Raw genomic sequence first — 23,752 nt, 5'->3', positions numbered from 1 at the left:
CTGCGGTGGGGCCGCGTCTCCGAGGAAGCCGGTCGGGGCACCGCCGGACCACACTCTCGTACGTGACGGGTCCGGTGTCCGGCAGAGGGCTCGCGGCTTCTCCGTGGACAGAACAGCTAGTGCGCCGCCGACTCCCAGTCCGGGCCCACGCCCACCGAGACGCCGAGCGGGACTCGGAGCTGGACGGCGGTGGCCATGTGCTGGCGGACCAGGTCCTCCACCGTCGCGCGTTCGCCGGGGGCCAGTTCCAGGACGATTTCGTCGTGGACCTGGAGGAGCATGCGGGAGCGCAGGTCCGCCTCGCGCAGTGCGCGGTCCACGTTCAGCATGGCGATCTTGACGATGTCCGCCGCCGTGCCCTGGATCGGTGCGTTGAGCGCCATGCGCTCGGCCGCCTCGCGGCGCTGGCGGTTGTCGCTGTTGAGGTCGGGCAGGTAGCGGCGGCGGCCGAAGAGCGTCGCCGTGTAACCGGTCGCCCTCGCCTCGTCGACCACCCGACGCAGATAGTCCCGTACGCCGCCGAACCGCTCGAAGTACGCGTCCATCAGCGCACGCGCCTCGGCCGCCTCGATGTTCAGCTGCTGGGAGAGGCCGAAGGCCGACAGCCCGTACGCCAGGCCGTACGACATCGCCTTGATCTTGCGGCGCATCTCCGCGTCGACCGCGGACTGCTCCACCGAGAACACCTGCGCGGCCGCCGTGGTGTGCAGGTCCTCGCCCGAGGTGAACGCCTCGGTCAGGCCGGCGTCCTCGGAGAGATGGGCCATCACGCGCAGTTCGATCTGGCTGTAGTCGGCGGTCAGGAGGGACTCGAAGCCCTCACCGACGACGAAGCCGCGACGGATCGCGCGGCCCTCGTCCGTGCGGACCGGGATGTTCTGGAGGTTGGGGTCCGTGGAGGACAGACGGCCCGTCGCGGCGACCGTCTGGTTGAACGTGGTGTGGATACGGCCGTCCGCGGCGATCGTCTTGATCAGGCCCTCGACGGTGACGCGCAGTTTCGCCTGCTCACGGTGGCGAAGCATGATCACCGGCAGCTCGTTGTCGGTCTGGCCCGCCAGCCAGGCCAGCGCGTCGGCGTCCGTGGTGTAGCCGGTCTTCGTCTTCTTCGTCTTCGGCAGCGCCAGCTCACCGAAGAGGACCTCCTGGAGCTGCTTGGGCGAGCCCAGGTTGAACTCGTGCCCCGCCGCCGCGTGGGCCTCCTTCACCGCCTGCTGTACGGCACCCGCGAACATCTGCTCCATGGCCTGGAGGTGCTCCCGGTCGGCCGCGATGCCGTGCCGCTCCATGCGGGCCAGCAGCGCGGACGTGGGCAGCTCCATGTCGCGGAGCAGATCCGCCGCGCCCACCTCCTCCAGGCGGCCCTCGAAGACCTCGCCCAGGTCGAGGATGGCGCGGGCCTGCACCATGAGCGCCTCGGCCTCCGCGCTCTCGTCCGCGCCGAAGGCCAGCTGTCCGTCGGGCGCGGCGGCGGGCGCCAGTTCGCGGTGCAGGTACTCCAGGGACAGCGCGTCCAGATCGAAGGAGCGGCGGCCCGGCTTCACCAGGTACGCGGCGAGGGCGGTGTCCATGGTGACGCCCTCGATGAGCCAGCCGTGCTCGGCGAAGACGCGCATCGCGCCCTTGGCGTTGTGGAACACCTTGGGGCGCTCCACGTCGGCCAGCCAGGTGGTGAACGCCTGCTCGTCGGTCTCGTCCAGCTCGGAAGGGTCGAACCAGGCGGCCGGTCCGGCGGCCGCGGCCAGCGCGATCTCGGCGACCGAGCCGGTGCCGAGCGCCCAGGTGCCGACCGTGGCGACCCCGAGGGGGCCGGTGCCGTGCTCCGCGAGCCAGCCGGTCAGCTCGCCGGTGCCCAGCACCGTGCCGTCCAGCTCCACGCCCTCCGCGACGACCGGAGTGGTCTCGGCCTCCTCCGCGCCCGGGTCGACGGCGAACAGGCGCTCGCGCAGCGACGGGTTCCTGATCTCCAGGGTGTCCAGGATCATCGCCACGCCCTTGCGGTCGTAGGCGGTCCGCTCCAGGTCGAGGACGGCCCTGGGCAGCTCGACCCGGCGCTCCAGCTCGGTGAGCCTGCGGTTGAGCTTGACGGACTCCAGGTGGTCGCGCAGGTTCTGCCCGGCCTTGCCCTTGACCTCGTCGACGCGCTCGACCAGCTCGGCGAAGGAGCCGAACTGGTTGATCCACTTCGCGGCCGTCTTCTCGCCGACGCCGGGGATGCCGGGCAGGTTGTCGGACGGGTCGCCGCGCAGTGCGGCGAAATCGGGGTACTGGGCCGGGGTCAGGCCGTACTTCTCGAAGACCTTCTCCGGGGTGAACCGGGTCAGCTCGGAGACGCCCTTCGTCGGATACAGCACCGTGGTGTGCTCCGAGACCAGCTGGAAGGAGTCTCGGTCACCGGTGACGATCAGCACCTCGAAGCCCTCGGCCTCGGCCTGGGTGGCGAGGGTGGCGATGACGTCGTCCGCCTCGAAACCGTCGACGGCGAAGCGCTGCGCGTGCATCGCGTCGAGCAGTTCGCCGATCAGCTCGACCTGGCCCTTGAACTCGTCCGGGGTCTTGGAGCGGTTCGCCTTGTACTCGGTGAACTCCTCCGAGCGCCATGTCTTCCGGGAGACGTCGAAGGCGACGGCGAAGTGGGTGGGGGCCTCGTCACGGAGCGTGTTGGCCAGCATCGACGCGAAGCCGTAGATCGCGTTTGTCGGCTGGCCCGTCGCGGTGGTGAAGTTTTCCGCGGGCAGCGCGAAGAACGCGCGGTACGCGAGTGAGTGCCCGTCCATGAGCATCAGGCGGGGGCGGGTCCCACCGGGGGGCTGGTCGGTCTTCTTCGATGCTGTCTCTGCCACGCCCTCGATCCTGCCACGTGCCACTGACAGTCGGTCCCGGCCGCGTGCGGTGGGGTGGATCGGCCAGTGCGGTTTCGCCCCCTCCGCCCCTTCCCGTTCCCGTCCCCTCGTCGGCCTCCCGGCCTCGTCCTCAAACGCCGGACGGGCTTGGAGGAGACCCCACTCCGGGCCGGAGGGACGCCGAACCGGACGGGAGAAGATGCCGGGCGGCCGGGAGGAGGAAGGGAGGCGTCGGGCGGGCTTGGCGGGCCGGGCCGATTCGGGCGGGCCGGGCGGGCCGGGCCGATTCGGGCGGGCCGGGCGGGCCGGGCCGATTCGGGCGAGACACCAGACCGGTTTGGAGGAGGCGGCAGCGGATCGGCTCAGGGAAGGTGCCGGTCGGCTTGCAGGAGATGCCGGTCGGGCGGCTGAGGGAGGACGCCGGGCGGGCTGGGAGTGCCACGCGCACCGCAGTACGGGAGACGCACCCTCGCAGTGCGGAACGCACCGCTCACCTGCGGGACCCGTCAGCCGGCGTGCGGAACGCACCGCTCACGCACTGAACCCGTCAGCCGGTGTGCATGTCGGCGTCGCAGGCTCTGCTCGGGTTCTCCGTCTTGCCGGCCCCGGTCGTCGTCGGCGCCACGTGGCAGGATCGGAGATATACCTCACACGTGCGTGAACAGGAGTGCGCGATGGCCACGAAACCGCCCAAGGGTGATCCGGTCCAGGACGCGCCGCAGGTCGCCGAGCCGAAGCGGGTGGCCGCCGGGCTCCCCGCGATCGGTCACACGCTGCGGATGGCCCACCAGCAGATGGGTGTGAAGCGCACGGCGCTGACGCTGCTCAGCGTCAACCAGAAGGACGGCTTCGACTGCCCCGGCTGCGCCTGGCCGGAGCCGGAGCACCGGCACAAGGCGGAGTTCTGTGAGAACGGCGCGAAGGCCGTGGCCGAGGAGGCCACCCTGCGCCGGGTCACCCCGGAGTTCTTCGCCGCGCACTCCGTCGCCGACCTGGCCGGCCGCAGCGGCTACTGGCTGGGGCAGCAGGGCCGGCTGACCCACCCCATGTACCTCCCCGAGGGCGCCGACCACTACGAACCGGTCACCTGGGAGCGTGCCTTCGACATCGTCGCCGAGGAGATCACCGCCCTCGGCACCCCCGACGAGGCCGTCTTCTACACCTCGGGACGCACCAGCAACGAGGCCGCCTTCCTCTACCAGTTGTTCGCCCGCGAGCTCGGCACCAACAACCTGCCGGACTGTTCCAACATGTGCCACGAGTCGTCCGGCTCGGCCCTGTCGGAGACGATCGGCGTCGGCAAGGGCAGCGTCCTGCTGGAGGACCTCTACCGGGCCGATCTGATCATCGTCGCCGGGCAGAACCCCGGCACCAACCATCCGCGCATGCTGTCCGCCCTGGAGAAGGCCAAGGCGAACGGCGCGCGGATCGTCAGCGTCAACCCGCTGCCCGAGGCGGGCCTGGAGCGCTTCAAGAACCCGCAGACCGCCAGGGGGCTCGCCACCGGCGCCGCCCTGACCGACCTGTTCCTGCAGATCCGCCTCGGCGGCGACCAGGCCCTCTTCCGCCTCCTCAACCGGCTGATCCTCGACACGCCGGACGCGGTGGACGAGGAGTTCGTACGCGAACACACGCACGGCTACGAGGAGTTCGCCAAGGCCGCGCGCGCCGCCGACTGGGACGAGACGCTGACCGCGACCGGTCTCACACGCGGGGACATCGAGGAGTGTCTGCGCATGGTCCTCGAGTCCGAGCGTGTCATCGTCTGCTGGGCGATGGGCCTGACCCAGCACAAGCACTCCGTGCCGATGATCCGCGAGATCGTCAACTTCCTCCTGCTGCGCGGCAACATCGGCCGGCCGGGTGCGGGCGTGTGCCCGGTGCGCGGTCACTCCAACGTGCAGGGCGACCGCACCATGGGCATCTTCGAACGGCCCGCGCCGGCGTTCCTGGACGCCCTGGAGAAGGAGTTCGGATTCGCGCCGCCGCGGGAGCACGGCTACGACGTCGTGCGGGCCATCCGCGCGCTGCGCGACGGGAAGGCGAAGGTCTTCTTCGCCATGGGCGGAAACTTCGTCTCCGCCTCTCCGGACACGGAGGTCACCGAGGCCGCGATGCGCCGCGCCCGGCTGACGGTGCACGTGTCGACCAAGCTGAACCGCTCGCACACCGTCACGGGCGCGCGTGCACTGATCCTGCCGACGCTGGGCCGCACCGAGCGCGACGTGCAGGGCGCGGGCGAGCAGTTCGTGACGGTCGAGGACTCCATGGGCATGGTGCACGCCTCGCGCGGCCGTCTGGAGCCTGCGAGCGGACAACTGCTGTCCGAGCCGGCCATCGTGTGCCGGCTGGCCCGCCGTGTCCTCGGTGAGGACAGCACCGTGCCGTGGGAGGAGTTCGAGAAGGACTACGCGATGATCCGCGACCGCATCGCGCGGGTGATCCCCGGCTTCGAGGACTTCAACGCGCGCGTGGCGCGCCCCGGGGGCTTCGCGCTTCCCCACGCCCCGCGCGACGAGCGCCGCTTCCCGACCGCGACCGGCAAGGCCAACTTCACCGCCGCGCCGGTGGAGTATCCCGAGCTGCCTGAGGGCCGGCTGCTGTTGCAGACGCTGCGCTCGCACGACCAGTACAACACCACGATCTACGGTCTGGACGACCGCTACCGCGGTATCAGGAACGGCCGCCGTGTGGTGCTGGTCAATCCGGAGGACGCGCGGGAGCTGCGGCTCGTGGACGGCGGTTACGTCGATCTGGTGAGCGAGTGGAGGGACGGCGTGGAGCGCAGGGCACCCGGTTTCCGTGTCGTGCACTACCCGACGGCGCGGGGCTGCGCGGCGGCGTACTACCCGGAGACCAATGTCCTGGTGCCACTGGACGCCACCGCGGACACCAGTAACACCCCGGCCAGCAAGTCCGTCGTGGTGCGTCTGGAACAATCGCCGACCGACTGAGCGTTTGCTCAGCAGACAGCCGTACCGACGCAGGACGAATGGAGCCGGGCCCATGGGCGAGCAGCAGCAGGTCAAGTTCCCGCAGGAGGTCATCGACGAGTACGCAGCGCTCGGCGTCGACCTGCCGTCGCTGTTCTCCGCGGGCCACCTGGGCACGCGCATGGGCGTGCAGATACTGGAAGCCTCGGCGGAGCGGGTCGTCGGGACGATGCCGGTGGAGGGCAACACCCAGCCGTACGGACTGCTGCACGGCGGCGCGTCCGCCGTCCTGGCGGAGACGCTGGGGTCGGTGGGGTCGATGCTGCACGGCGGTAGCTCCAAGATCGCGGTCGGTGTCGACCTCAACTGCACGCACCACCGCGGCGCCCGCTCCGGCCTGGTCACCGGAGTCGCCACACCCGTGCACCGGGGTCGGTCCACGGCGACGTACGAGATCGTCATCACCGATGAGGCGGACAAGCGGGTGTGCACCGCGCGGCTGACCTGCCTGCTGCGGGACGCCGGGCCCGGCGAGGCGGAGCGGGCGACGGGCTGACCACCGCGGTGGGGCGGGGCCGCGGACGCCCCGCCCCACGCGTTCACTGCCCCGCACCATGTGTCCTATCGCCCCGCACCACGCGTTCGCCTGCCCCGCACCACGGGCCCTCCCACCCCGCGAACACGCTCACCCGCCCCGGGCCACCCGTCCGTCCGTGCCCGGTCGCGTCCCCACCGCCTCACGGGCCCGCCCCTCCCGCGAAGCCTCCCCGCGCCACCACGCACGCGGGCTCGCGTCCCACGCCGCCCGCCCGTCCCGTGCCGCACACGACGCTCGCCCCGTCTCCCGGTCGACGCCCATCCGCACCGCACGGCTCGTGCAGACCAGGCACCCGCGCCGCTGCCACCCCACCCCCCTCCTCGCCCCGCCATTGCCACCGGCACCCGGGCGCCTTAGCGTTCGGGGCATGCGACGGGGAGGCACGTCTCGGGCGGGGGCGAGGGCGGGGGCGTTCGGTGTGCCGTTCGTGGCCGCGCTGCTGGCGGGCTTGACGGCGGCCGGGTGCGGTCCGACGGATTCCGGCCACGCGCGGGAAGCCCCGTCGGCCGGAGCGGGCGGCGTTCGCGCCTCCTCCCCGTCACCCCGGGTGACGTCCGACGCGGACCTGTGCACGAAGATCGTCGGCTATTGGTCGCGCAAGGTGCTCGACGGCCGTACCTACGGCGACTACCAGTCGATGGGGCTGTCCGGCGGCCAGTACGACATCCTGCGCGAGGTGGTCGATTCCGCGCGGGCCGCCAAGCGGCAGGGGACGGCCGGGATCGGTCAGTTGATCGACCGTGAGGCACGCGAAGGGTGCGTCGCGTGGTATCGCGCCGGCGGCCCCGGCACCGGGCCCTGGCAATGAGCGGGGTCGGCCCCATCGAGCCGGGAGAGGGCACGCATCTCCTGGACGTACCCCCCGGGTCCCACCCTCAACGCGCGGCCTTCGCACGGCACTTCGAGCGGCACCGCAGGGCCGTGCTCGGCGGGCTCCTCGCCACCGCCGTGCTCACCGGCAGCGGCTACCTCTACGTCACCCGGCCCCGTCCTGAGCCGCCGCCGGCCACGCCGTACCCGAGCCAGGTGACCGAGGTCGCCTACCTGAATCCGCAGGCCATGGACCCCAACACCGCCCCGCGGGGCTTCACTTTCGATGTGGAGGTGACCACGGAATCCGGCCCTCCGGTCACCGTCGTGCGGATATCCCAGCCCTATGCAGGCCTGTCCGTGACCTCCAGCCCGCGCACTCCTTTCCGGACAAACGCAGGATCCCCCCGCAGGATCACCCTCACCATGCACGTCACGGAATGCGGAAAAGTGCCACGGAATGCCGGGCTGCCTTTCCTGGATGTAACTCTGCGTAATACGCGCGCAATGGAGGCGCACAGCTTCATCCTCGGACCCCGGTACGCACAGGACCTCTCCCGCGCCCTGCAAGTAGCCTGCAGCAACGATGCGAGGTAATCACCAAAACCGCTGACACGCCTGAACCACCCCCTCCGGGTCCTGCGCTTTCTCAGCATCCGGACAGGGCAAAACGGCGATAACTCTGCTCTTCCCCCCACTCAGTACCGCTCTGCAATACGTCGTGTCATAACAAGAGCGTCACAGCCTTGGCCAGAGTCTCCTCCACATTCCCCACCCGCCTTAGAGTCACCGCCAGTCACCGCGCCGCCTGATTGTCACTTCGGCCCAGCGCTCGACTCGGCCGTTTCCACCGGGAAGCGGCTGTCAGGGGAAAGGACTGGATCGTGCGTCAACGTTCGCTCATCGCCATCACCGCCGCCCTGGCGGCGGGAGCACTCACCCTCACCGCCTGCGGCTCACGCGACGACGACGGCGGCAGCTCGGACTCCGGCAACGGTGGCACCACCGTGGTCATCGGCGTCGACGCGCCGCTGACCGGCGACCTCTCCGCGCTCGGCCTCGGTATCAAGAACTCCGTGGACCTCGCGGCGAAGACCGCCAACAAGGAGAAGTACGTCGAGGGCATCACCTTCAAGATCGAAGCCCTCGACGACCAGGGCCAGGCTTCCGTCGGCCAGCAGAACGCCACCAAGCTCGTCGCCAACGACGACGTCCTCGGCGTCGTCGGCCCGCTGAACTCGTCCGTCGGCGAGGCCATGCAGAAGGTCTTCGACACGGCCAAGCTCGTCGAGGTCTCGCCGGCCAACACCAACCCCGCCCTCACCCAGGGCGTGAACTGGCAGAAGGAGAAGGTCCGGCCGTACAAGTCGTACTTCCGCACCGCGACCACGGACGCCATCCAGGGCCCGTTCGCCGCGCAGTACGTCTTCAACGACGCCAAGAAGAAGAAGGTCTTCGTCATCGACGACAAGAAGACCTACGGCGCCGGCCTCGCCGCCACCTTCACCGACGAGTTCAAGAAGCTCGGCGGCAAGGTCGTCGGCACCGAGCACATCAACCCCGACAGCAAGGACTTCAACGCTGTCGCCACCAAGGTCAAGAACTCCGGCGCCGACGTCGTCTACTACGGCGGCGAATACCCGCAGGCCGGTCCGCTGAGCAAGCAGATCAAGGAAGCCGGCGCCAAGATCCCGCTGGTCGGCGGTGACGGCATCTACAGCGCCGACTTCATCAAGCTGGCCGGCGCCGCGGGCACCGGTGACCTCGCCACCTCCGTCGGCGCGCCCGTCGAGGAGCTCCCCTCCGCCAAGGAGTTCGTCGCCAACTACAAGGCCGCCAAGTACAAGGAGGCCTTCGAGGCGTACGGCGGCTACTCCTACGACTCCGCCTGGGCGATCATCGAGGCCGTCAAGAAGGTCGTCGAGGACAACGACGGCAAGCTCCCCGACGACGCCCGCGCCAAGGTCGTCGACGCCATGCAGAACGTGTCCTTCGACGGAGTGACCGGAAAGGTCGCCTTCGACGAGTTCGGTGACGCCACCAACAAGCAGCTCACCGTGTACTCCGTCAAGGACGGCGACTGGGCCACGGTGAAGTCGGGCACCTTCACCGGCTGATCACCGCCCGCACCACTCCCACGAGCCGCGCGGGGCGCTGTTCCACTGGCGCCCCGCGCGGACTCGCATCCGGCCCCATCCGTCGAACTATTCCGAACGTCTCGGAGGACATGCGGTGAACGAACTGCCGCAGCAGCTGGTCAACGGCCTGCTACTGGGATCCATGTACGGGCTGATCGCCATCGGCTACACGATGGTCTACGGCATTGTCCAGCTCATCAACTTCGCCCACGGCGAGATCTTCATGGTCGGCGCCTTCGGCGCGCTCACGGTACACATGTACCTCCTGCCCGACGGCACCTCCATCTGGGTCTCCCTCCCCCTGATGCTGCTCGGCGCCATGGTCGTCTCCGTCCTGGTCGCCGTCGGGGCGGAACGGTTCGCCTACCGCCCGCTGCGCGGCGCCCCCCGCCTCGCCCCGCTCATCACCGCCATCGGACTCTCCCTCGCGCTCCAGCAGGCCGTCTGGGCCTTCTACCCCAACGCGAAGTCCAAGCTCGCCTTCCCCCAGATCGAGGGCGGCCCCTTCACCATCGGCGGCGCCACCATCCAGACGGGTGACATCTTCCTGCTCGCCGCCGCCCCGGTCAGCATGGCCTTCCTCGCCTACTTCGTGATGCGCACCCGCACCGGACGCGGTATGCAGGCCACCGCCCAGGACCCGGACACCGCCAAGCTCATGGGCGTCAACACCGACCGCATCATCGTGGTCGCCTTCGCCCTCGGTGCCATCTTCGCCGCCATCGGCGGCGTCGCGAACGGCCTCAAGTACGGCCAGATCGACTTCAAGATGGGCTTCATCCTCGGCCTCAAGGCCTTCACCGCGGCGGTCCTCGGCGGCATCGGCAACATCTACGGCGCCATGATCGGCGGTGTGGTCCTCGGCGTCGCCGAGACCCTGGCCACCGCCTACATCTCCGACATTCCGGGCCTGGGCCAGTTCGGCAGCCAGTCCTGGGCCGACGTCTGGGCCTTCATTCTCCTCATCCTCGTGCTCCTCTTCAGGCCGCAGGGCCTGCTCGGCGAGCGCGTTGCGGACAGGGCGTGACACCGATGACCACACAGACCACCGCTTCGACCCCCGCGGCCGCCCCCGCCGCGAAGACCCCCACCGGCCTCATCGGCATCCCTCCGCACATCGGCCGTGCCCTGGCCACCGGCGGCAGCGCCCTCGCTGTCGTCTCCACCTTCCTCGCGTGGACCTGGACCGACGAGTTCCCCGGCGACCTCACCTACTACGGCTACCCGGGCGGACTCCAGGTCCTCGTCCTCGTGGGCGGCGTACTCGCCACGCTGTTCGCCGTCGCCTCCTACGGCGTCAAGGGACTGCGCTGGCTCACCCCGGCCGGCGCCGACGCGGCCGTCAAGTACGCCACGCTCGGCACCTTCGCCACCGCCTGGTACACCATCCTCGCGATCAGCTTCAAGCTCGGCGGCCTCGTCAACCTCGAGCCCGGCGGCTACGTCGTCGCCGCCGCCACGCTGGCAGCCCTCCTCGGCGCCCTGGCCCTCCCCTTCGAGCGGCCCGAACCCGACCCCTTCGACCCGGACGACACCGGCTGGGAGCGGTTCAAGCACGAGACCGGCCAGCGCTGGGCCACCCTCCGGGCGGCGTTCGCTTCCGGCAGCCCGCGCCCCGTGCGCGCCCTGCCGTCCTACGTCGAGATCCTGATCATCGTCGCCGTCCTGGCACTCGCCCTGGTCGTCTTCACCTACGGCATCGGCACCGAGTACGACGAGCTCTTCGTGGGCTTCCTGATCACGGCCGGCTTCGGATTCAGCGCGCTGAACCGCTCCGGTCTGATCAGCCACGCCTCGCAGATCACCGCGCGCCACACGAACATCACCGTCTGCGGCGCCTTCATCGCGGCGGCCTGCTTCCCCTTCACCCAGACCGACGACCAGTACGCCACCCTCGGCGTCTACATCCTCATCTTCGCCACCGTCGCCCTGGGTCTGAACATCGTCGTCGGACTCGCCGGCCTGCTCGACCTCGGATACGTCGCCTTCCTCGGCGTCGGCGCCTACGCGGCCGCGCTCGTCTCCGGCTCCCCCAGCTCGCCCTTCGGCGTTCACTTCCCCTTCTGGGCCGCCGTACTCGTCGGGGCCCTCGCCTCCCTCGTCTTCGGTGTCCTCATCGGCGCCCCGACCCTTCGGCTGCGCGGCGACTACCTCGCCATCGTCACCCTCGGCTTCGGTGAGATCTTCCGGATCGCGGCCAACAACACCGACGGCACCTCCGGTCCCGACATCACCAACGGATCCAACGGCATCGCGTCCATCCCGGACCTGAAGATCCTCGGCTTCGACCTCGGGATCCAGCACGACATCGCCGGCTTCACCATCGGCCGGTTCGCCAACTATTTCTTCCTGATGCTGCTCATCACGGCCGTCGTCGTCCTCGTCTTCCGGCGCAGCGGCGACTCCCGCATCGGGCGGGCCTGGGTCGCCATCCGCGAGGACGAGACCGCAGCCCTCGCCATGGGCATCAACGGCTTCCGGGTCAAGCTCATCGCCTTCGCCGTCGGCGCCACCCTCGCCGGACTCGCCGGAACCGTCCAGGCACACGTCACCTACACCGTGACACCCGAGCAGTACCTGTTCGCCGGCACCACCCCGCCCAACTCCGCCTTCCTGCTCGCCGCGGTCGTGCTGGGCGGCATGGGCACGATCGCCGGACCCCTCATCGGGGCCGCGCTGCTCTTCCTGATCCCCAACAAGCTCCAGTTCCTGGGCGACTACCAACTCCTCGCCTTCGGTCTCGCACTCGTCCTGCTGATGCGCTTCCGTCCCGAGGGCCTCATCCCCAACCGGCGCCGCCAACTGGAGTTCCACGAAGAGGCCGACGCGCCCACAGTCCTGAGCAAGACAGGGGCCTGACCACCATGACCACCGACATCATCACCAAGGACACCGCCCCGGGCGCACCCGCCCCCGGCACCACCGTCCTCGACGCACGCGGCGTCACGATGCGCTTCGGCGGCCTCACCGCCGTCCGCGACGTCGACCTCACCGTCAACAGCGGCGAGATCGTCGGCCTCATCGGCCCCAACGGCGCCGGCAAGACCACCTTCTTCAACTGCCTCACCGGCCTCTACATCCCCACCGAGGGCGAGGTCCGCTACAAGGGCAAGGTCCTGCCGCCCAAGTCCTTCAAGGTGACCGCCGCCGGCATCGCCCGGACCTTCCAGAACATCCGGCTGTTCGCCAACATGACCGTCCTGGAGAACGTCCTCGTCGGCCGCCACACCCGGACCAAGGAGGGCTTCTGGTCGGCCGTCCTGCGCGGCCCCGGATTCCACCGGGCCGAGGCGACCTCCCGGGCACGCGCCATGGAACTCCTGGAGTTCGTCGGCCTCGCCGAGAAGGCGGACCATCTCGCGCGCAACCTCCCCTACGGCGAGCAGCGCAAGCTGGAGATCGCCCGCGCCCTCGCCAGCGAACCGGGGCTGCTGCTCCTGGACGAGCCGACCGCCGGCATGAACCCCCAGGAGACCCGGGCGGCCGAGGAGCTCATCTTCGCCATCCGCGACCAGGGCACCGCCGTCCTCGTGATCGAGCACGACATGCGGTTCATCTTCAACCTCTGCGACCGCGTCGCCGTCCTCGTCCAGGGCGAGAAGCTCATCGAGGGCGACCCGGCCACCGTGCAGGGCGACGAGCGCGTCATCGCCGCCTACATCGGTGAACCCATGGAGAACGACCCCGGCGCCGCCGAGGCCGCCGAGGTCGAGGCCGCCGAAGCCGCGGCTCAGGCAGCAGCCGAGTCCGCCACGGACGCCACGGACGCCGCGCCCGGCAAGGAGAACGACCGATGACCGCACTCCTCGAGGTCGAGGACCTCAAAGTCGCCTACGGCAAGATCCAGGCCGTCAAGGGCATCTCGTTCAGCGTCGACGCGGGCGAAGTGGTCACCCTCATCGGCACCAACGGCGCCGGCAAGACCACCACCCTGCGCACGCTGTCCGGGCTCCTCAGGCCCGTCGGCGGCCAGATCAAGTTCGAGGGCAAGTCGCTCAAGAAGATCCCCGCCCACAAGATCGTCTCCCTCGGGCTCGCCCACTCCCCCGAGGGGCGGCACATCTTCCCGCGCATGACCATCGAGGACAACCTCCGCCTCGGTGCCTTCCTGCGCAGCGACAGGGCGGGTATCGACAAGGACATCCAGCGCGCCTACGACCTCTTCCCCATCCTCGGGGAACGCCGCAAGCAGGCCGCCGGAACCCTCTCCGGCGGTGAGCAGCAGATGCTCGCCATGGGCAGGGCGCTGATGTCCCAGCCCAAGCTGCTCATGCTCGACGAACCCTCCATGGGTCTCTCACCGATCATGATGCAGAAGATCATGACGACCATCGCCGAGCTGAAGGCCCAGGGCACCACCATCCTGCTCGTCGAGCAGAACGCCCAGGCCGCCCTCTCCCTGGCGGACCACGGTCACGTCATGGAGGTCGGCAACATCGTCCTCTCCGGCACCGGTCAGGACCTCCTCCACGACGATTCGGTCCGCAAGGCCTACCTCGGCGAGGACTGAGGCGAGGCAGGCGACGCAGGCACGCGAAGAGGCCCGCTCCCCCTGACGGGGCGCGGGCCTCTGTCGTACCCGAACGGCCTGCTAGCCCTTCGACGCCTTCTTCTCCTCGGCGTCGTCGATGACCGCCTGCGCCACCTGCTGCATCGACATCCGCCGGTCCATCGACGTCTTCTGGATCCACCGGAACGCCGCCGGCTCCGTCAGCCCGTACTGCGTCTGCAGCACCGACTTCGCCCGGTCCACCAGCTTGCGCGTCTCCAGCCGCAGACTCAGGTCCGCGACCTCCCGCTCCAGCTCCTTCAGCTCCGTGAACCGCGACACCGCCATCTCGATCGCCGGCACCACATCACTCTTGCTGAACGGCTTCACCAGGTACGCCATGGCCCCCGCGTCCCGCGCCCGCTCCACCAGGTCGCGCTGCGAGAAGGCGGTCAGCATCAGCACCGGGGCGATGCTCTCCTCGGCGATCTTCTCCGCCGCGGAGATACCGTCCAGCTTCGGCATCTTCACATCGAGGATCACCAGATCGGGCCGGTGCTCGCGCGCCAGCTCGACGGCCCGCTCACCGTCACCGGCCTCACCGACGACGGTGTACCCCTCCTCCTCCAGCATCTCTTTGAGATCGAGCCGGATCAGGGCCTCGTCCTCGGCGATCACGACACGCGTCGTCATCGGAGGCACGTGCGACTTGTCGTCATCGGGCGCGTCTACAGGCTGGGGCGACTCGGGGGCGCTCACGTGGGCTCCTTGGTGCGGGGCAGACCGGTACTGCTGACAAGAGCGTACCCAGCTGCGATAGGGTGGGGGCACGGCGGGTAACCGTCGACCTTCGTTTTGCAGGGCGCCCCGGTAGCCCAGCGGTAGAGGCAATGGTCTCAAACACCATCCAGCGTCGGTTCGAATCCGACCCGGGGTACTTTTCCTCTGTATTCAAGGTCACCATTTGAGAGCGGATGTCCACCGACGCGGTGAACATCCGCTTTTGTCGTGCGTCAAGGGCGCCCCCGCCCGGCCCGCTACTGAGGGCCGTCGTCCTCTCCGATGTGATGGACGCGGACCAGGTTCGTGGAGCCCGATACGCCCGGCGGGGAGCCGGCCGTGACGACGACAGTGTCCCCCTTGTCGCAGCGTGCGTAGCCGATGAGCAGGTCGTCGACCTGGTCGACCATCGCGTCCGTGGTGTTCACATGGGGGCCGAGGAAGGTCTCCACGCCCCACGTGAGGCTGAGTTGGGAGCGGGTGGCCGGGTCAGGGGTGAAGGCGAGGACGGGGATCGGGGAGCGGTAGCGGGAGAGGCGGCGGGCGGTGTCGCCGGACTGGGTGAAGGCGACCAGGAACTTGGCGCCGAGGAAGTCGCCCATCTCCGCTGCCGCGCGGGCGACCGCGCCGCCCTGGGTGCGGGGCTTGTTGCGTTCGGTGAGGGGCGGCAGGCCCTTGGCGAGGATGTCCTCCTCGGCCGCCGCCACGATGCGCGCCATGGTGCGGACGGTGTCGACGGCGTGGCTGCCGACGCTGGTCTCACCCGAGAGCATGACGGCATCGGTGCCGTCGATGACGGCGTTGGCGACGTCGGAGGCTTCGGCGCGGGTGGGGCGCGCGTTGTCGATCATCGAGTCGAGCATCTGGGTGGCGACGATGACCGGCTTGGCGTTGCGCTTGGCGAGCTTGATGGCGCGCTTCTGGACGAGGGGCACCTGCTCGAGGGGCATCTCGACGCCGAGGTCGCCGCGGGCGACCATGATGCCGTCGAAGGCGGCGACGATGTCGTCGATGTTCTCAACGGCCTGGGGCTTTTCGACCTTGGCGATGACGGGAAGGCGCCGGCCTTCCTCGTCCATGATGCGGTGGACGTCCTTGATGTCGCGTCCGCTGCGGACGAAGGAGAGGGCGATGACGTCGAAGCCGGTGCGCAGGGCCCAGCGGAGGTCGTCCTCGTCCTTCTTGGAGAGTGCGGGCACGGAGACGGCGACGCCGGGGAGGTTGAGGCCCTTGTGGTCGGAGACCATGCCGCCTTCGATGACGGTGGTGCGGACGCGGGGACCGTCGACAGCGGTGACTTCGAGGGTGACCTTGCCGTCGTCGACGAGGACGCGTTCGCCGGTGGTGACGTCGGCGGCGAGGCCGGCGTAGGTGGTGCCGCAGCCGTGACGGTCGCCTTCGGCGCCTTCCTCGACGGTGATGGTGAAGGTGTCGCCGCGTTCGAGGAGTACGGGCCCTTCGGTGAATCGGCCGAGTCGGATTTTCGGGCCTTGAAGGTCGGCGAGGAGGCCGACGCTGCGGCCGGTTTCGTCGGCGGCTTTTCGTACCCGTCGGTAGCGCTCCTCGTGCTCGGTGTGTTCACCGTGACTGAGGTTGAATCGGGCCACGTCCATCCCGGCATCGACCAGTGCTTTGATCTGGTCGTATGTGTCGGTGGCGGGGCCCAGAGTGCAGACGATTTTCGCTCGGCGCATGCGTCGAGCCTATGTCTTACCCGCGGGTAGCGATTTGGTCACGGGCGACGACTCAACGGCCTTCGGGTGAAAGGTTATTGACAAGTGTTGAATTGTGCGTAGGGGCGCTCCGATGAGCGGGCGCGGTGGGCGCCGGCGGGGAAACGCGGGCGCTCCGGCCGGGCGGTCGTCGGATCGCAACCCGGAAGGGCTGTTCCGGTCGGCGTGCTCAGGTCGGAATCGTCGGGCGAATCCACGCGCGTTGTTCGTTGTTGTGCGAGGAGAGCCCGACATGCCGTTGCACCGCCCGGAAGGTCCCGCAGGTGGCGTCGGCGAAGGAGCTGTGGGCGGAGTCGACGGAGATCCGGACCCGGATCGCGGAGTGGGTGACGGCGAAGGGTGTGCTGGACTCGAAGGACTTCGCGTCCGCCGACTGGAGGCTGACGCGGGACGGCACGCCGGTGTTCTGACCGTTCCTCCGGTCCGTACGGGTATCAGGTCCAGAGTCCGTTGCCGGTGGCACCGGTGCGGGCGGCGGCGTGGACGCGGACGGCGGGAGTGAGGACGGCGTCGGGCCGGCCGCCGTGCAGGGCGGCCGGCCCGAGCTCGTCGTGGACGGCTGCGATGGTGGCGGCGCCGACGCCCTTGTGGAGCTGCCACCGCGCGGGGACGAGCCGGTCGCGGACGGGTTCCGGCAGGGCGTGGAAGTAGCGGGTGTGGTCGGGGGTGAAGTGCTCCAGGCCGAGCTTGGAGCACTCCATGGGGGCGAAGGCATCGGTGCGGCCCAGCCAGTGCAGCCGTTCCTTGGCCGGGGGCCGTCGGCGGAGCAGGTCGAGGAAGACCTCGGCGCCCGCGGGAACCTGGGGTGGCGTGCTCATCGGCGGTCCTCGCAGGCGTGGGGCAGGGCGCCACCGTGCTGGTGCACGCCTCTGGCAACCCGCGCGTCCCCGGGCGGATCTCACCGTCGCACTTCGCCCTTCCCACCGTACGTGGCGCCGTCGGACCCGCTCCGCTCCTGGCGGCGCTGGACGCGGTGGGCAAGCGGTGGGCACGCGGTGGGCACGCGGTGGGCACGAACGGCGAGCACTACTCGGAGCTGCCGGGCGGAGGACGGGTCGGTGTGCGGTGAGCAGGGCGGATCGGGCCCCACCCCGTCCGCGCCCACCGGGCGGGCGGGTGGGGCCCGCGCGCCCGGCTACACCTCCCGCACGCGCAACGCGCGTGCCAGGTCGTCGAGTTGGTCGACGAGCTTGCGGCGCAGGGCGGGCGTCGGGTTGGCCTTGCGCAGGCACTTCTCGCCGAGCTTGAGGTTCTCGGCGTCGACGGCGTGGGCGGGGAAGGCCCAGCGGCCGACGGCCTCCGCGATGGCGGGGCCGCGGCGGGCGGCGAGGGCGACGGCGTCCTTGTAGTAGCGGCCCACATAAGGGCGTACGAGGTCGGCCTGTTCGGGCTGCCAGAAGCCCCGGGCGGTGGCGGTGAACAGGTAGTTCGACAAGTCGGCCCGGTCGTCGGAGCCGAACATCGCGTCCCAGGCACGGGCCTTGGCGTCCTCGTCGGGGAGGGCGGCGCGGCAGCGGGCGGCGCCCTCCTGGCCGGTGGCGCTGGGGTCGCGTTCGAGTTCGGCGGCGATGTCGGTCTCGTCGGTGGCGCCGAGCACGGCGAGACGGGCGAGGACCCGCCAGCGCAGTTCGGGGTCGAGTTCGGGACCGCCGGGGACGGTGCCTTCGGCGAGCCAGGCGGCGATGGTGTCGGGGTGGGCGGCCACGTCGATGAACTGGCGTACGGCGATGAGGCGCAGGCCGGGGTTGTCACCGTCCTCGGTGCGTCGGATGAGGTCGCGGCACAGCGCGGTGAGGGTGGAGAGGGCGCCGGGCCGCCGGTCGGGGGTGAGGTAGCGGTCGGCGATGTGGACGGAGGCGAAGGCGAGGACGCCCTGGACGAGGGCGAGGTCCCTCTCGTGCGGCAGGTGGGTGCGGGCGATGTCCAGGAAGTCCGCGGCGGGCAGGTCGCCGTCGCGGACGGAGTCTCTGAGTGCGTTCCACACCACCGCACGGGTGAGGGGTTCGGGCAGGCCGGACAGGTGGGAGCGCAGGGTGCTCAGGGACTCGGGGTCGAAGCGCATCTTGGCGTAGGTCAGGTCGCCGTCGTTGAGGACGACGAGGGCGGGACGTGGGCCGCCACTGCTGAGGTCGACGCTCTCGGCGGTGGGGAGATCGGCTTCGAGGCGCCGGCGCAGGGTGAGGCGGCCGGCGTCGTGGAGGTCGTGGTCGTAGACGCCGATGGAGATGCGGTGGGGGCGCTTGCTACCGGTCGGCCGGGGCCCGTGGTGGACGTGGTCGTCGCGGTTCGTGTCGGGGGCGGGGCCGGTCCCCACGCCGGCGTCGCCCCGGTGCCGGATGTCGAGGTGCCAGTAGCCGTTGTCGCCGGCTCTCGGTTCGGGGGTGAGGGTGTCGACGCCGGTGGTGCGCAGCCAGGCGTCGGCCCAGGCGTGGACGTCGCGTTCGGTGGCGGCGGCGAGGGAGTCGAGGAAGTCGGCGAGGGCGGCGTTGGCGAACCGGTGGCGCTGGAAGTGGAGGTTGATGCCGGCGAGGAAGTCCTTCTCGCCCAGCCAGGCGACCAGTTGACGCAGCGCGGAGGCGCCCTTGGCGTAGGAGATGCCGTCGAAGTTGAGCAGCGCGGAGGCGGTGTCCCCTACGTCTCCGGGGGCGACGGGGTGGGTGGAGGACCGCTGGTCGGCGTCGTAGCCCCAGGCCTTCCGGGAGACACCGAAGTCGGTCCAGGTGTCGGTGAAGCGGGTCGCCTCGGTGAGGGTCTGGTAGCCCATGTACTCGGCGAAGGACTCGTTCAGCCAGATGTCGTCCCACCACCTCAGGGTGACGAGGTCGCCGAACCACATGTGCGCCATCTCGTGGGCGATGACCATGGCCCGGGTCTGGCGTTCGGTGTCGGTGACGGCGGAGCGGTAGACGAACTCGTCACGGAAGGTGACCAGTCCGGGGTTCTCCATCGCGCCCGCGTTGAACTCGGGGACGAAGGCCTGGTCGTAGGAGTCGAAGGGGTACGGCTCCTCGAACTTCTCGTGGTAGCGGTCGAAGCAGGCGCGGGTGATGTCGAGGAGTTCCTCGGCGTCCGCGTCGAGGTGGACGGCGAGGGAGCGGCGGCAGTGAATGCCGAAGGGCAGGCCGCGGTGCTCGGTGCGCACGGAGTGCCAGGGCCCGGCGGCGACGGCGACGAGGTAGGTGGAGATCAGCGGGGTGGGGGCGGCCTGCCACACGCCGTTGCCGGTGTGCTCGGTGACACCGTTGGCGAGGACGGTCCAGTGCTGCGGGGCGGTGACGGTCAGCTCGAAGACGGCCTTGAGGTCGGGCTGGTCGAAGGCGGCGAAGACACGCTGGACGTCGTCGAGGAACAGCTGGGTGTAGGCGTAGGTCTCGCCGTCGGTGGGGTCGGTGAAGCGGTGCATGCCCTCACCGGTGCGGGAGTAGCGCATGCGCGCGTCGACGCGCAGTTCGTGCTCGCCGGCGGTGAGGTTCCGCAGCGGCAGCCGGTTGCCGTCGAGGCTGCCGGGGTCCAGGGGCTGTCCGTCGAGGGTGACGGAGCGCAGCTCGGCGGGCTTGATCTCGACGAAGGTGTCCGCGTCCGCGCGGGCGCCGAACCTGATCAGGGTGCGGGAGTCGAACGTCTCGTCGCCGGTGGTCAGATCGAGTTCGATCGTGTAGCGGCGGACGTCGAGGAGCTGTGCTCGGTTCTGCGCTTCGTCGCGCGTCAGTACGGACATGCAGGCCATGCTGCCTGATGCCGTTGCCGCGGCACAGGGGCGGATCGGGTACGCGGCCTATGTCCGGTCTCGTTCGAGCTCCCCGGTCTGCGCCCCCGAGGGCTGTCCGGGCGCCATGTGCGCGTGCGGGTGGGGCAGGGCGGGGTGTGCGGGGGTGGGGTTGCGTTTCTCGAGCCGGGCGCGCAGGGCGCGGATCTCGGCCTCCAGGGCGAGACGGCGCTGGTGGACGTCGTAGAGGTGTCGGATCTTGGTGCGCAGGGCCCAGGGGTCGACGGGTTTGGTGACGAGGTCGGCGACGCCGAGGGCGTACGCGGCGGCGCCGAGCTGCCGGTCGCGGGCGAAGCCGGTGAGCAGGACGACGGGAATGTGCTGGGTCTGTTCCAGGCGCCGCATGTAGCGCACGACGTCGAGGCCGCCGGTGCCGGGCATGTGGACGTCGAGGAGGAGCAGGCCGACGTTTCCGCGCAGGAGCTGTTTGAGGGCCTCGTCGCCGCTGGTGGCCCGGCCCAGCAGGTGACCCAGCGGGGCCAGGGCGCTCTCCAGGGCGTACAGGGTGTCCTCGTGGTCGTCGACGATGAGGATCCGGGCGTTGGGCGGCATGGCACACATCCCTCCTCGTAAGGGACCGGATGGCTGTCCGGACGCTGACGGATGGTGCTCGTCAGCTGACAAGGAGTGCACAGCGCAGCATGCCCCCTGCGGGCCGCCCTGTCACTCCCCGGGGGAGGAGGTAGTGGCCCGGTTCGCTGAGGGCGTGGCGTCCGCGGTGTCGTCGGCGAGGCGTTCGTGGTGGCGGATCACCTCGGCGATGATGAAGTTGAGGAACTTCTCCGCGAAGGCCGGATCGAGTTTGGCGTTCTCGGCGAGGGCGCGCAGCCGGGCGATCTGGCGGGCCTCGCGGCCGGGGTCGGCGGGCGGCAGCCGGTGCTCGGCCTTGAGGCGGCCGACCTGCTGGGTGCACTTGAAGCGTTCGGCGAGCATGTGGACGACGGCGGCGTCGATGTTGTCGATGCTGTCACGCAACCGGGTGAGTTCCGCACGGACCGCGGGGTCGATGTCACCGGTCGTGGTGTTGCTGGTGGTCATGGGGGGCCAGCCTACGGTGCGGGCGGGACCGGGTTCGGTGGTGTCCGCGGTGGTGTCCGCGGCGGTGTCCGCGGCGGGACCGTACAGTGGAATCGGGTTCAGGGCGCGCGGGGGTGCGACGTGGCGAACGGCGGACCGGTGGAGCACGGTTACCCGCACCTGGAGACGGTGCGGGAGGCCGTCACGGCGCTGTACAGGCGGCTGTCGCACGACACGGTCCGGACGTTCCCGGTGAGTGTGGCGCCCGTGGACGTGGCGTTCTGCGACACGGACGATCTGCATCTGGGGGCACAGCGGGTGGCCCGTGAGATGGTGCGGCACTACCGGCTGCCGGACGCGCGGCTGATCGTCGGGTTCCGTGAGATGACGCATGCGGCGAACGTGGAACTGGCCGCGGGGCCGGAGTACTTCGTCGAACTGAACGACCGGTTCCGGACGCATCGGCGGGACATCGGGGCGGCGCTGGCGCACGAGGTGGCGCACGTGTATCTGCACCGGCTGGGGTTGTCGTTCCCGGGGACGCGGGACAACGAGATCCTGACGGACACCACGGCGACCTATCTGGGGGCGGGATGGCTGCTACTGGACGCGTTCCGGGAGGACGCGGCGTCGTCCCAGAAGCTGGGGTACCTCACGCCGGAGGAGTTCGGCTATGTGCTGGCGAAGCGGTCGCTGCTGTTCGGGGAGGACCCGTCGGTGTGGTTCACCAGCGCGCAGGCGTACACGGCGTACGGGAAGGGGATGGCGCTGGCGCGCCGGGACGGGGAGCAGCCGCCGTTGACCGCGGCCGGCCGGGCGGGCCGGCGGCGGTACGCGCGAGACCGGCGGCACGCCCGGGACCACTCCGTCCCGGCCGGAGGGCGGCAGGAGGTGCCGTACAGCTTCACGGCGGCCGACCCAGGTCCGTTGCGGGTGTCGTTCCCGTGCCCGACCTGCCACCAGCGGATCCGGGTTCCGGTGAAGGGCCGGGTGCGGGCACGGTGCGGGTTGTGCCGGACGGTGCTGGAGTGCGATACGTGACGGACGCCGGGCGGGTGACGGGGGCATCCGGCGGGCCCGGGGAATCCCCCGCGCGTGGCGGCCCTGTGGTGCTTCAATGCCCGCATGACAGAAACGATCAAGGAGCCATGGGGGCTCAGTGTCTTCGGTGCCGGCAGTGTGCGGGCCGAGCCGCAGCTGGTCCGGGTGAAGCTCGGCGTGGATGTGCTGGAGAAGGCTCCGGACCGGGCGTTCCATGCGGCGGGGGCCGCGGTGGCACGGCTGCGGGAGGTCCTGCGTGGGCACGGGATTCCGGACGCGTCGGTGTCCGGCTCACGGCTCAGGCTGAGCTCGGAGTACAACGGGTACGGCGGTGACCGGAAGTTCCTCGGCTACCGCTGCAAGGCCGCGTACGTCGTCGAGAGCGAGGCACTGGACGGTCTTCAGCAGCTGATCGTGGACGTGGTCGGGGCGGGTGCGCACAACATCGACGACGTCGAGTTCGACGTGCACGACAAGCCGGCGCTGCGGGACGAGGCACGGCGCCGTGCGGTCGCGGCGGCCCGCCGCAAGGCGCAGGTGTACGCGGAGGCGGCTGAGGTGCGCCTGGGGACGGTGCTCCACATCCAGGACGTGGACTCCGAGTCGCAGGAGTTCCACCAGTTCCGCGGACACGGCGGTGGTGGCGGGAACTCGTCGGGAGATCTCGTGCCGGGCATGGTGGAAGTGGCGGCGGGCGTACTGCTGGGCTTCGCTCTGGGACGGTAGTCCCGGCCGGGCCCGAGAGGGTCACCGCCGGCCGGGCTAGCGTCAATGGAGGCGTCAGGGGCGGACGATCCCCTGCGTCCGCGCCGCTGCCAGCCAGCCGGGAAACTCGCCCACCAAGCGGTCGTACAGGTCCGCGTCCGACACCTCGCGCGGGTCCGAACCGGCGTGGAAGAAGCCCGCGTTGTCGACGGGCCGCTTGGCCGGTACGGCCAGGTCGTCGAGCTTGCGGAGGTAGTCGAACTGCTTGCTGCGCGGGTCGCCGAAGCCGATGAACTGCCAGAAGAGCGGGAGGCGGGCGGCCTTGCACAGGTACTTCTCCGCGGCGAGCTTGTTGACGGGGCCGCCGTCGGTCTGGAAGACGACGAGCGCGGGCTCGGTGGAGCCGCTGTCCAGGTAGTGGTCGATGACCGCGTCCATCGCCAGGTGGTAGCTGGTCCTGCCCATGTGCCCGAGCCCGGCCACGATCCGCTCGATGCGGCCCCGGTGGTCGGCGAGGGCGATGTCGGTGACGGCGTCGACGTCGGTGGAGAAGAAGACGACCGGGACCGTGCCGTCGTCGTCGAGGTGGGCCGACAGGCCGAGCACCCGGTCGGCGAGCGCCTGCACGCTGCCGTCCTTGTAGTACGGCTTCATCGAGCCGGAGTAGTCGACCACCAGGTAGACGGCGGCGCGCACACCGTCCAGCCCGTGCTTGGTGAGTGACACCCCGGCGGTCTTGTAGAGGCTGACCAGCGCGGGCGCGGTCTCCTCGACCTTGGTCAGGCTGATCGCGGCCATACGGCTCCCCCTCGGTCACGGAACGGGCCCCCGAGAGTACGGCACCCCCACCCCGCCCCCCACTCCGTCCACCGGCGTTCGCTATTTTGTTCGCCGCCGTC

Annotated in this window: 19 protein-coding genes, 1 tRNA gene and 2 pseudogenes; 14 read left to right on the top strand and 8 right to left on the bottom strand. The window is 70.2% G+C overall.

The features are described 5' to 3' along the window. Positions 1-116: 116 nt before the first annotated feature. Positions 117-2,843 carry a DNA polymerase I gene (gene polA / locus ACZ5C2_RS25820; RefSeq protein ID WP_468795407.1) on the bottom strand — a complete coding sequence of 909 codons (2,727 nt, stop codon included), beginning with the start codon at positions 2,841-2,843 and terminating at the stop codon, positions 117-119. A 674-nt stretch (positions 2,844-3,517) separates the two neighbouring features. On the opposite strand from polA, the gene ACZ5C2_RS25815 reads away from it, so the two are divergent. The 9 genes from ACZ5C2_RS25815 (at position 3,518) to ACZ5C2_RS25775 (ending at position 13,832) form a co-directional block, all read left to right on the top strand. Continuing rightward, positions 3,518-5,797, top strand: coding sequence for an FdhF/YdeP family oxidoreductase (locus ACZ5C2_RS25815; protein WP_468795404.1), 2,280 nt, complete (start codon positions 3,518-3,520; stop codon positions 5,795-5,797). 52 nt (positions 5,798-5,849) lie between these two features. After that, on the top strand, positions 5,850-6,332 hold the full coding sequence (locus ACZ5C2_RS25810) for a PaaI family thioesterase (protein ID WP_468795401.1): 483 nt from the start codon (positions 5,850-5,852) through the stop codon (positions 6,330-6,332). A 409-nt stretch (positions 6,333-6,741) separates the two neighbouring features. Beyond that, positions 6,742-7,182, top strand: a complete 441-nt coding sequence (locus ACZ5C2_RS25805) for a hypothetical protein (protein ID WP_468795398.1) — start codon at positions 6,742-6,744, stop codon at positions 7,180-7,182. Then, positions 7,179-7,781: a Tat pathway signal sequence domain protein gene (locus ACZ5C2_RS25800; RefSeq protein ID WP_468795395.1), complete on the top strand. Its 603-nt coding sequence runs from the start codon at positions 7,179-7,181 to the stop codon at positions 7,779-7,781. The genes ACZ5C2_RS25805 and ACZ5C2_RS25800 overlap by 4 nt, the downstream gene beginning before the upstream one ends. 287 nt (positions 7,782-8,068) lie before the next feature. Next, entirely contained in the window at positions 8,069-9,301 is a 1,233-nt protein-coding gene (locus ACZ5C2_RS25795) for a branched-chain amino acid ABC transporter substrate-binding protein (RefSeq protein ID WP_468795392.1), read from the top strand. A 115-nt stretch (positions 9,302-9,416) separates the two neighbouring features. Then, positions 9,417-10,349: a branched-chain amino acid ABC transporter permease gene (locus tag ACZ5C2_RS25790; RefSeq protein ID WP_468795389.1), complete on the top strand. Its 933-nt coding sequence runs from the start codon at positions 9,417-9,419 to the stop codon at positions 10,347-10,349. A gap of 5 nt (positions 10,350-10,354) precedes the next feature. After that, a complete protein-coding gene (locus ACZ5C2_RS25785) occupies positions 10,355-12,181 on the top strand; it encodes a branched-chain amino acid ABC transporter permease (protein WP_468795386.1) in 1,827 nt (608 codons plus the stop codon). 5 nt (positions 12,182-12,186) lie between these two features. Then, complete coding sequence (locus ACZ5C2_RS25780) at positions 12,187-13,119, top strand: ABC transporter ATP-binding protein (RefSeq protein WP_468795383.1); 933 nt, start codon at positions 12,187-12,189, stop codon at positions 13,117-13,119. After that, positions 13,116-13,832 (top strand): ABC transporter ATP-binding protein, encoded by a 717-nt coding sequence (locus ACZ5C2_RS25775; RefSeq protein ID WP_468795380.1) that lies wholly within the window; start codon positions 13,116-13,118, stop codon positions 13,830-13,832. Before ACZ5C2_RS25780 ends, ACZ5C2_RS25775 begins: the two co-directional genes overlap by 4 nt. Before the next feature lie 81 nt (positions 13,833-13,913). Here the strand turns inward: ACZ5C2_RS25775 and ACZ5C2_RS25770 are convergent, their stop codons facing one another. Beyond that, entirely contained in the window at positions 13,914-14,570 is a 657-nt protein-coding gene (locus ACZ5C2_RS25770; protein WP_468795377.1) for an ANTAR domain-containing response regulator, read from the bottom strand. Positions 14,571-14,675: 105 nt separating this feature from the next. Between ACZ5C2_RS25770 and ACZ5C2_RS25765 the strand changes: the two genes are divergently transcribed. Continuing rightward, a tRNA-Leu gene (locus ACZ5C2_RS25765) sits at positions 14,676-14,748 on the top strand. A gap of 100 nt (positions 14,749-14,848) precedes the next feature. Here the strand turns inward: ACZ5C2_RS25765 and pyk are convergent. Beyond that, positions 14,849-16,285, bottom strand: coding sequence for a pyruvate kinase (pyk, locus tag ACZ5C2_RS25760; protein ID WP_468795374.1), 1,437 nt, complete (start codon positions 16,283-16,285; stop codon positions 14,849-14,851). Positions 16,286-16,587: 302 nt separating this feature from the next. Between pyk and ACZ5C2_RS25755 the strand changes: the two genes are divergently transcribed. Next, entirely contained in the window at positions 16,588-16,734 is a 147-nt protein-coding gene (locus ACZ5C2_RS25755; RefSeq protein ID WP_468795504.1) for a hypothetical protein, read from the top strand. Positions 16,735-16,779: 45 nt separating this feature from the next. Here ACZ5C2_RS25755 and ACZ5C2_RS25750 read toward each other — a convergent pair. Beyond that, positions 16,780-17,118 (bottom strand): annotated as a pseudogene (locus ACZ5C2_RS25750) (SidA/IucD/PvdA family monooxygenase); the annotation flags it as partial. 11 nt (positions 17,119-17,129) lie between these two features. Between ACZ5C2_RS25750 and ACZ5C2_RS25745 the strand changes: the two are divergent. Beyond that, positions 17,130-17,393 carry a hypothetical protein gene (locus tag ACZ5C2_RS25745; RefSeq protein WP_468795371.1) on the top strand — a complete coding sequence of 88 codons (264 nt, stop codon included), beginning with the start codon at positions 17,130-17,132 and terminating at the stop codon, positions 17,391-17,393. Between the two features lie 72 nt (positions 17,394-17,465). Here ACZ5C2_RS25745 and pepN read toward each other — a convergent pair. From pepN to ACZ5C2_RS25730, 3 genes and pseudogenes are all read right to left on the bottom strand, one after another. Beyond that, positions 17,466-20,051 (bottom strand): annotated as a pseudogene (pepN, locus tag ACZ5C2_RS25740) (aminopeptidase N); the annotation flags it as partial. A 48-nt stretch (positions 20,052-20,099) separates the two neighbouring features. After that, complete coding sequence (locus ACZ5C2_RS25735) at positions 20,100-20,642, bottom strand: response regulator (RefSeq protein ID WP_468795367.1); 543 nt, start codon at positions 20,640-20,642, stop codon at positions 20,100-20,102. 111 nt (positions 20,643-20,753) lie between these two features. Continuing rightward, on the bottom strand, positions 20,754-21,128 hold the full coding sequence (locus ACZ5C2_RS25730; protein ID WP_468795364.1) for a chorismate mutase: 375 nt from the start codon (positions 21,126-21,128) through the stop codon (positions 20,754-20,756). A 120-nt stretch (positions 21,129-21,248) separates the two neighbouring features. On the opposite strand from ACZ5C2_RS25730, the gene ACZ5C2_RS25725 reads away from it, so the two are divergent. Together ACZ5C2_RS25725 and ACZ5C2_RS25720 are read left to right on the top strand one after the other, a co-directional pair. Further along, positions 21,249-22,148, top strand: coding sequence for a hypothetical protein (locus ACZ5C2_RS25725; RefSeq protein WP_468795361.1), 900 nt, complete (start codon positions 21,249-21,251; stop codon positions 22,146-22,148). 84 nt (positions 22,149-22,232) lie between these two features. Continuing rightward, the gene (locus tag ACZ5C2_RS25720; protein WP_468795358.1) at positions 22,233-22,874 is read left to right on the top strand and encodes an SIMPL domain-containing protein; all 642 of its coding nucleotides are present in this window, start codon (positions 22,233-22,235) and stop codon (positions 22,872-22,874) included. 54 nt (positions 22,875-22,928) lie between these two features. On the opposite strand, the gene ACZ5C2_RS25715 is transcribed toward ACZ5C2_RS25720, so the two are convergent. Further along, entirely contained in the window at positions 22,929-23,651 is a 723-nt protein-coding gene (locus ACZ5C2_RS25715) for a vWA domain-containing protein (protein WP_468795355.1), read from the bottom strand. Between the last annotated feature and the right edge of the window lie 101 nt (positions 23,652-23,752).

It is taken from the genome of Streptomyces sp. NPDC031365, assembly GCF_055569765.1.
The sequence above is the reverse complement of the archived record's forward strand: the minus strand, read 5'-3'. Positions and strand labels throughout refer to the sequence as shown.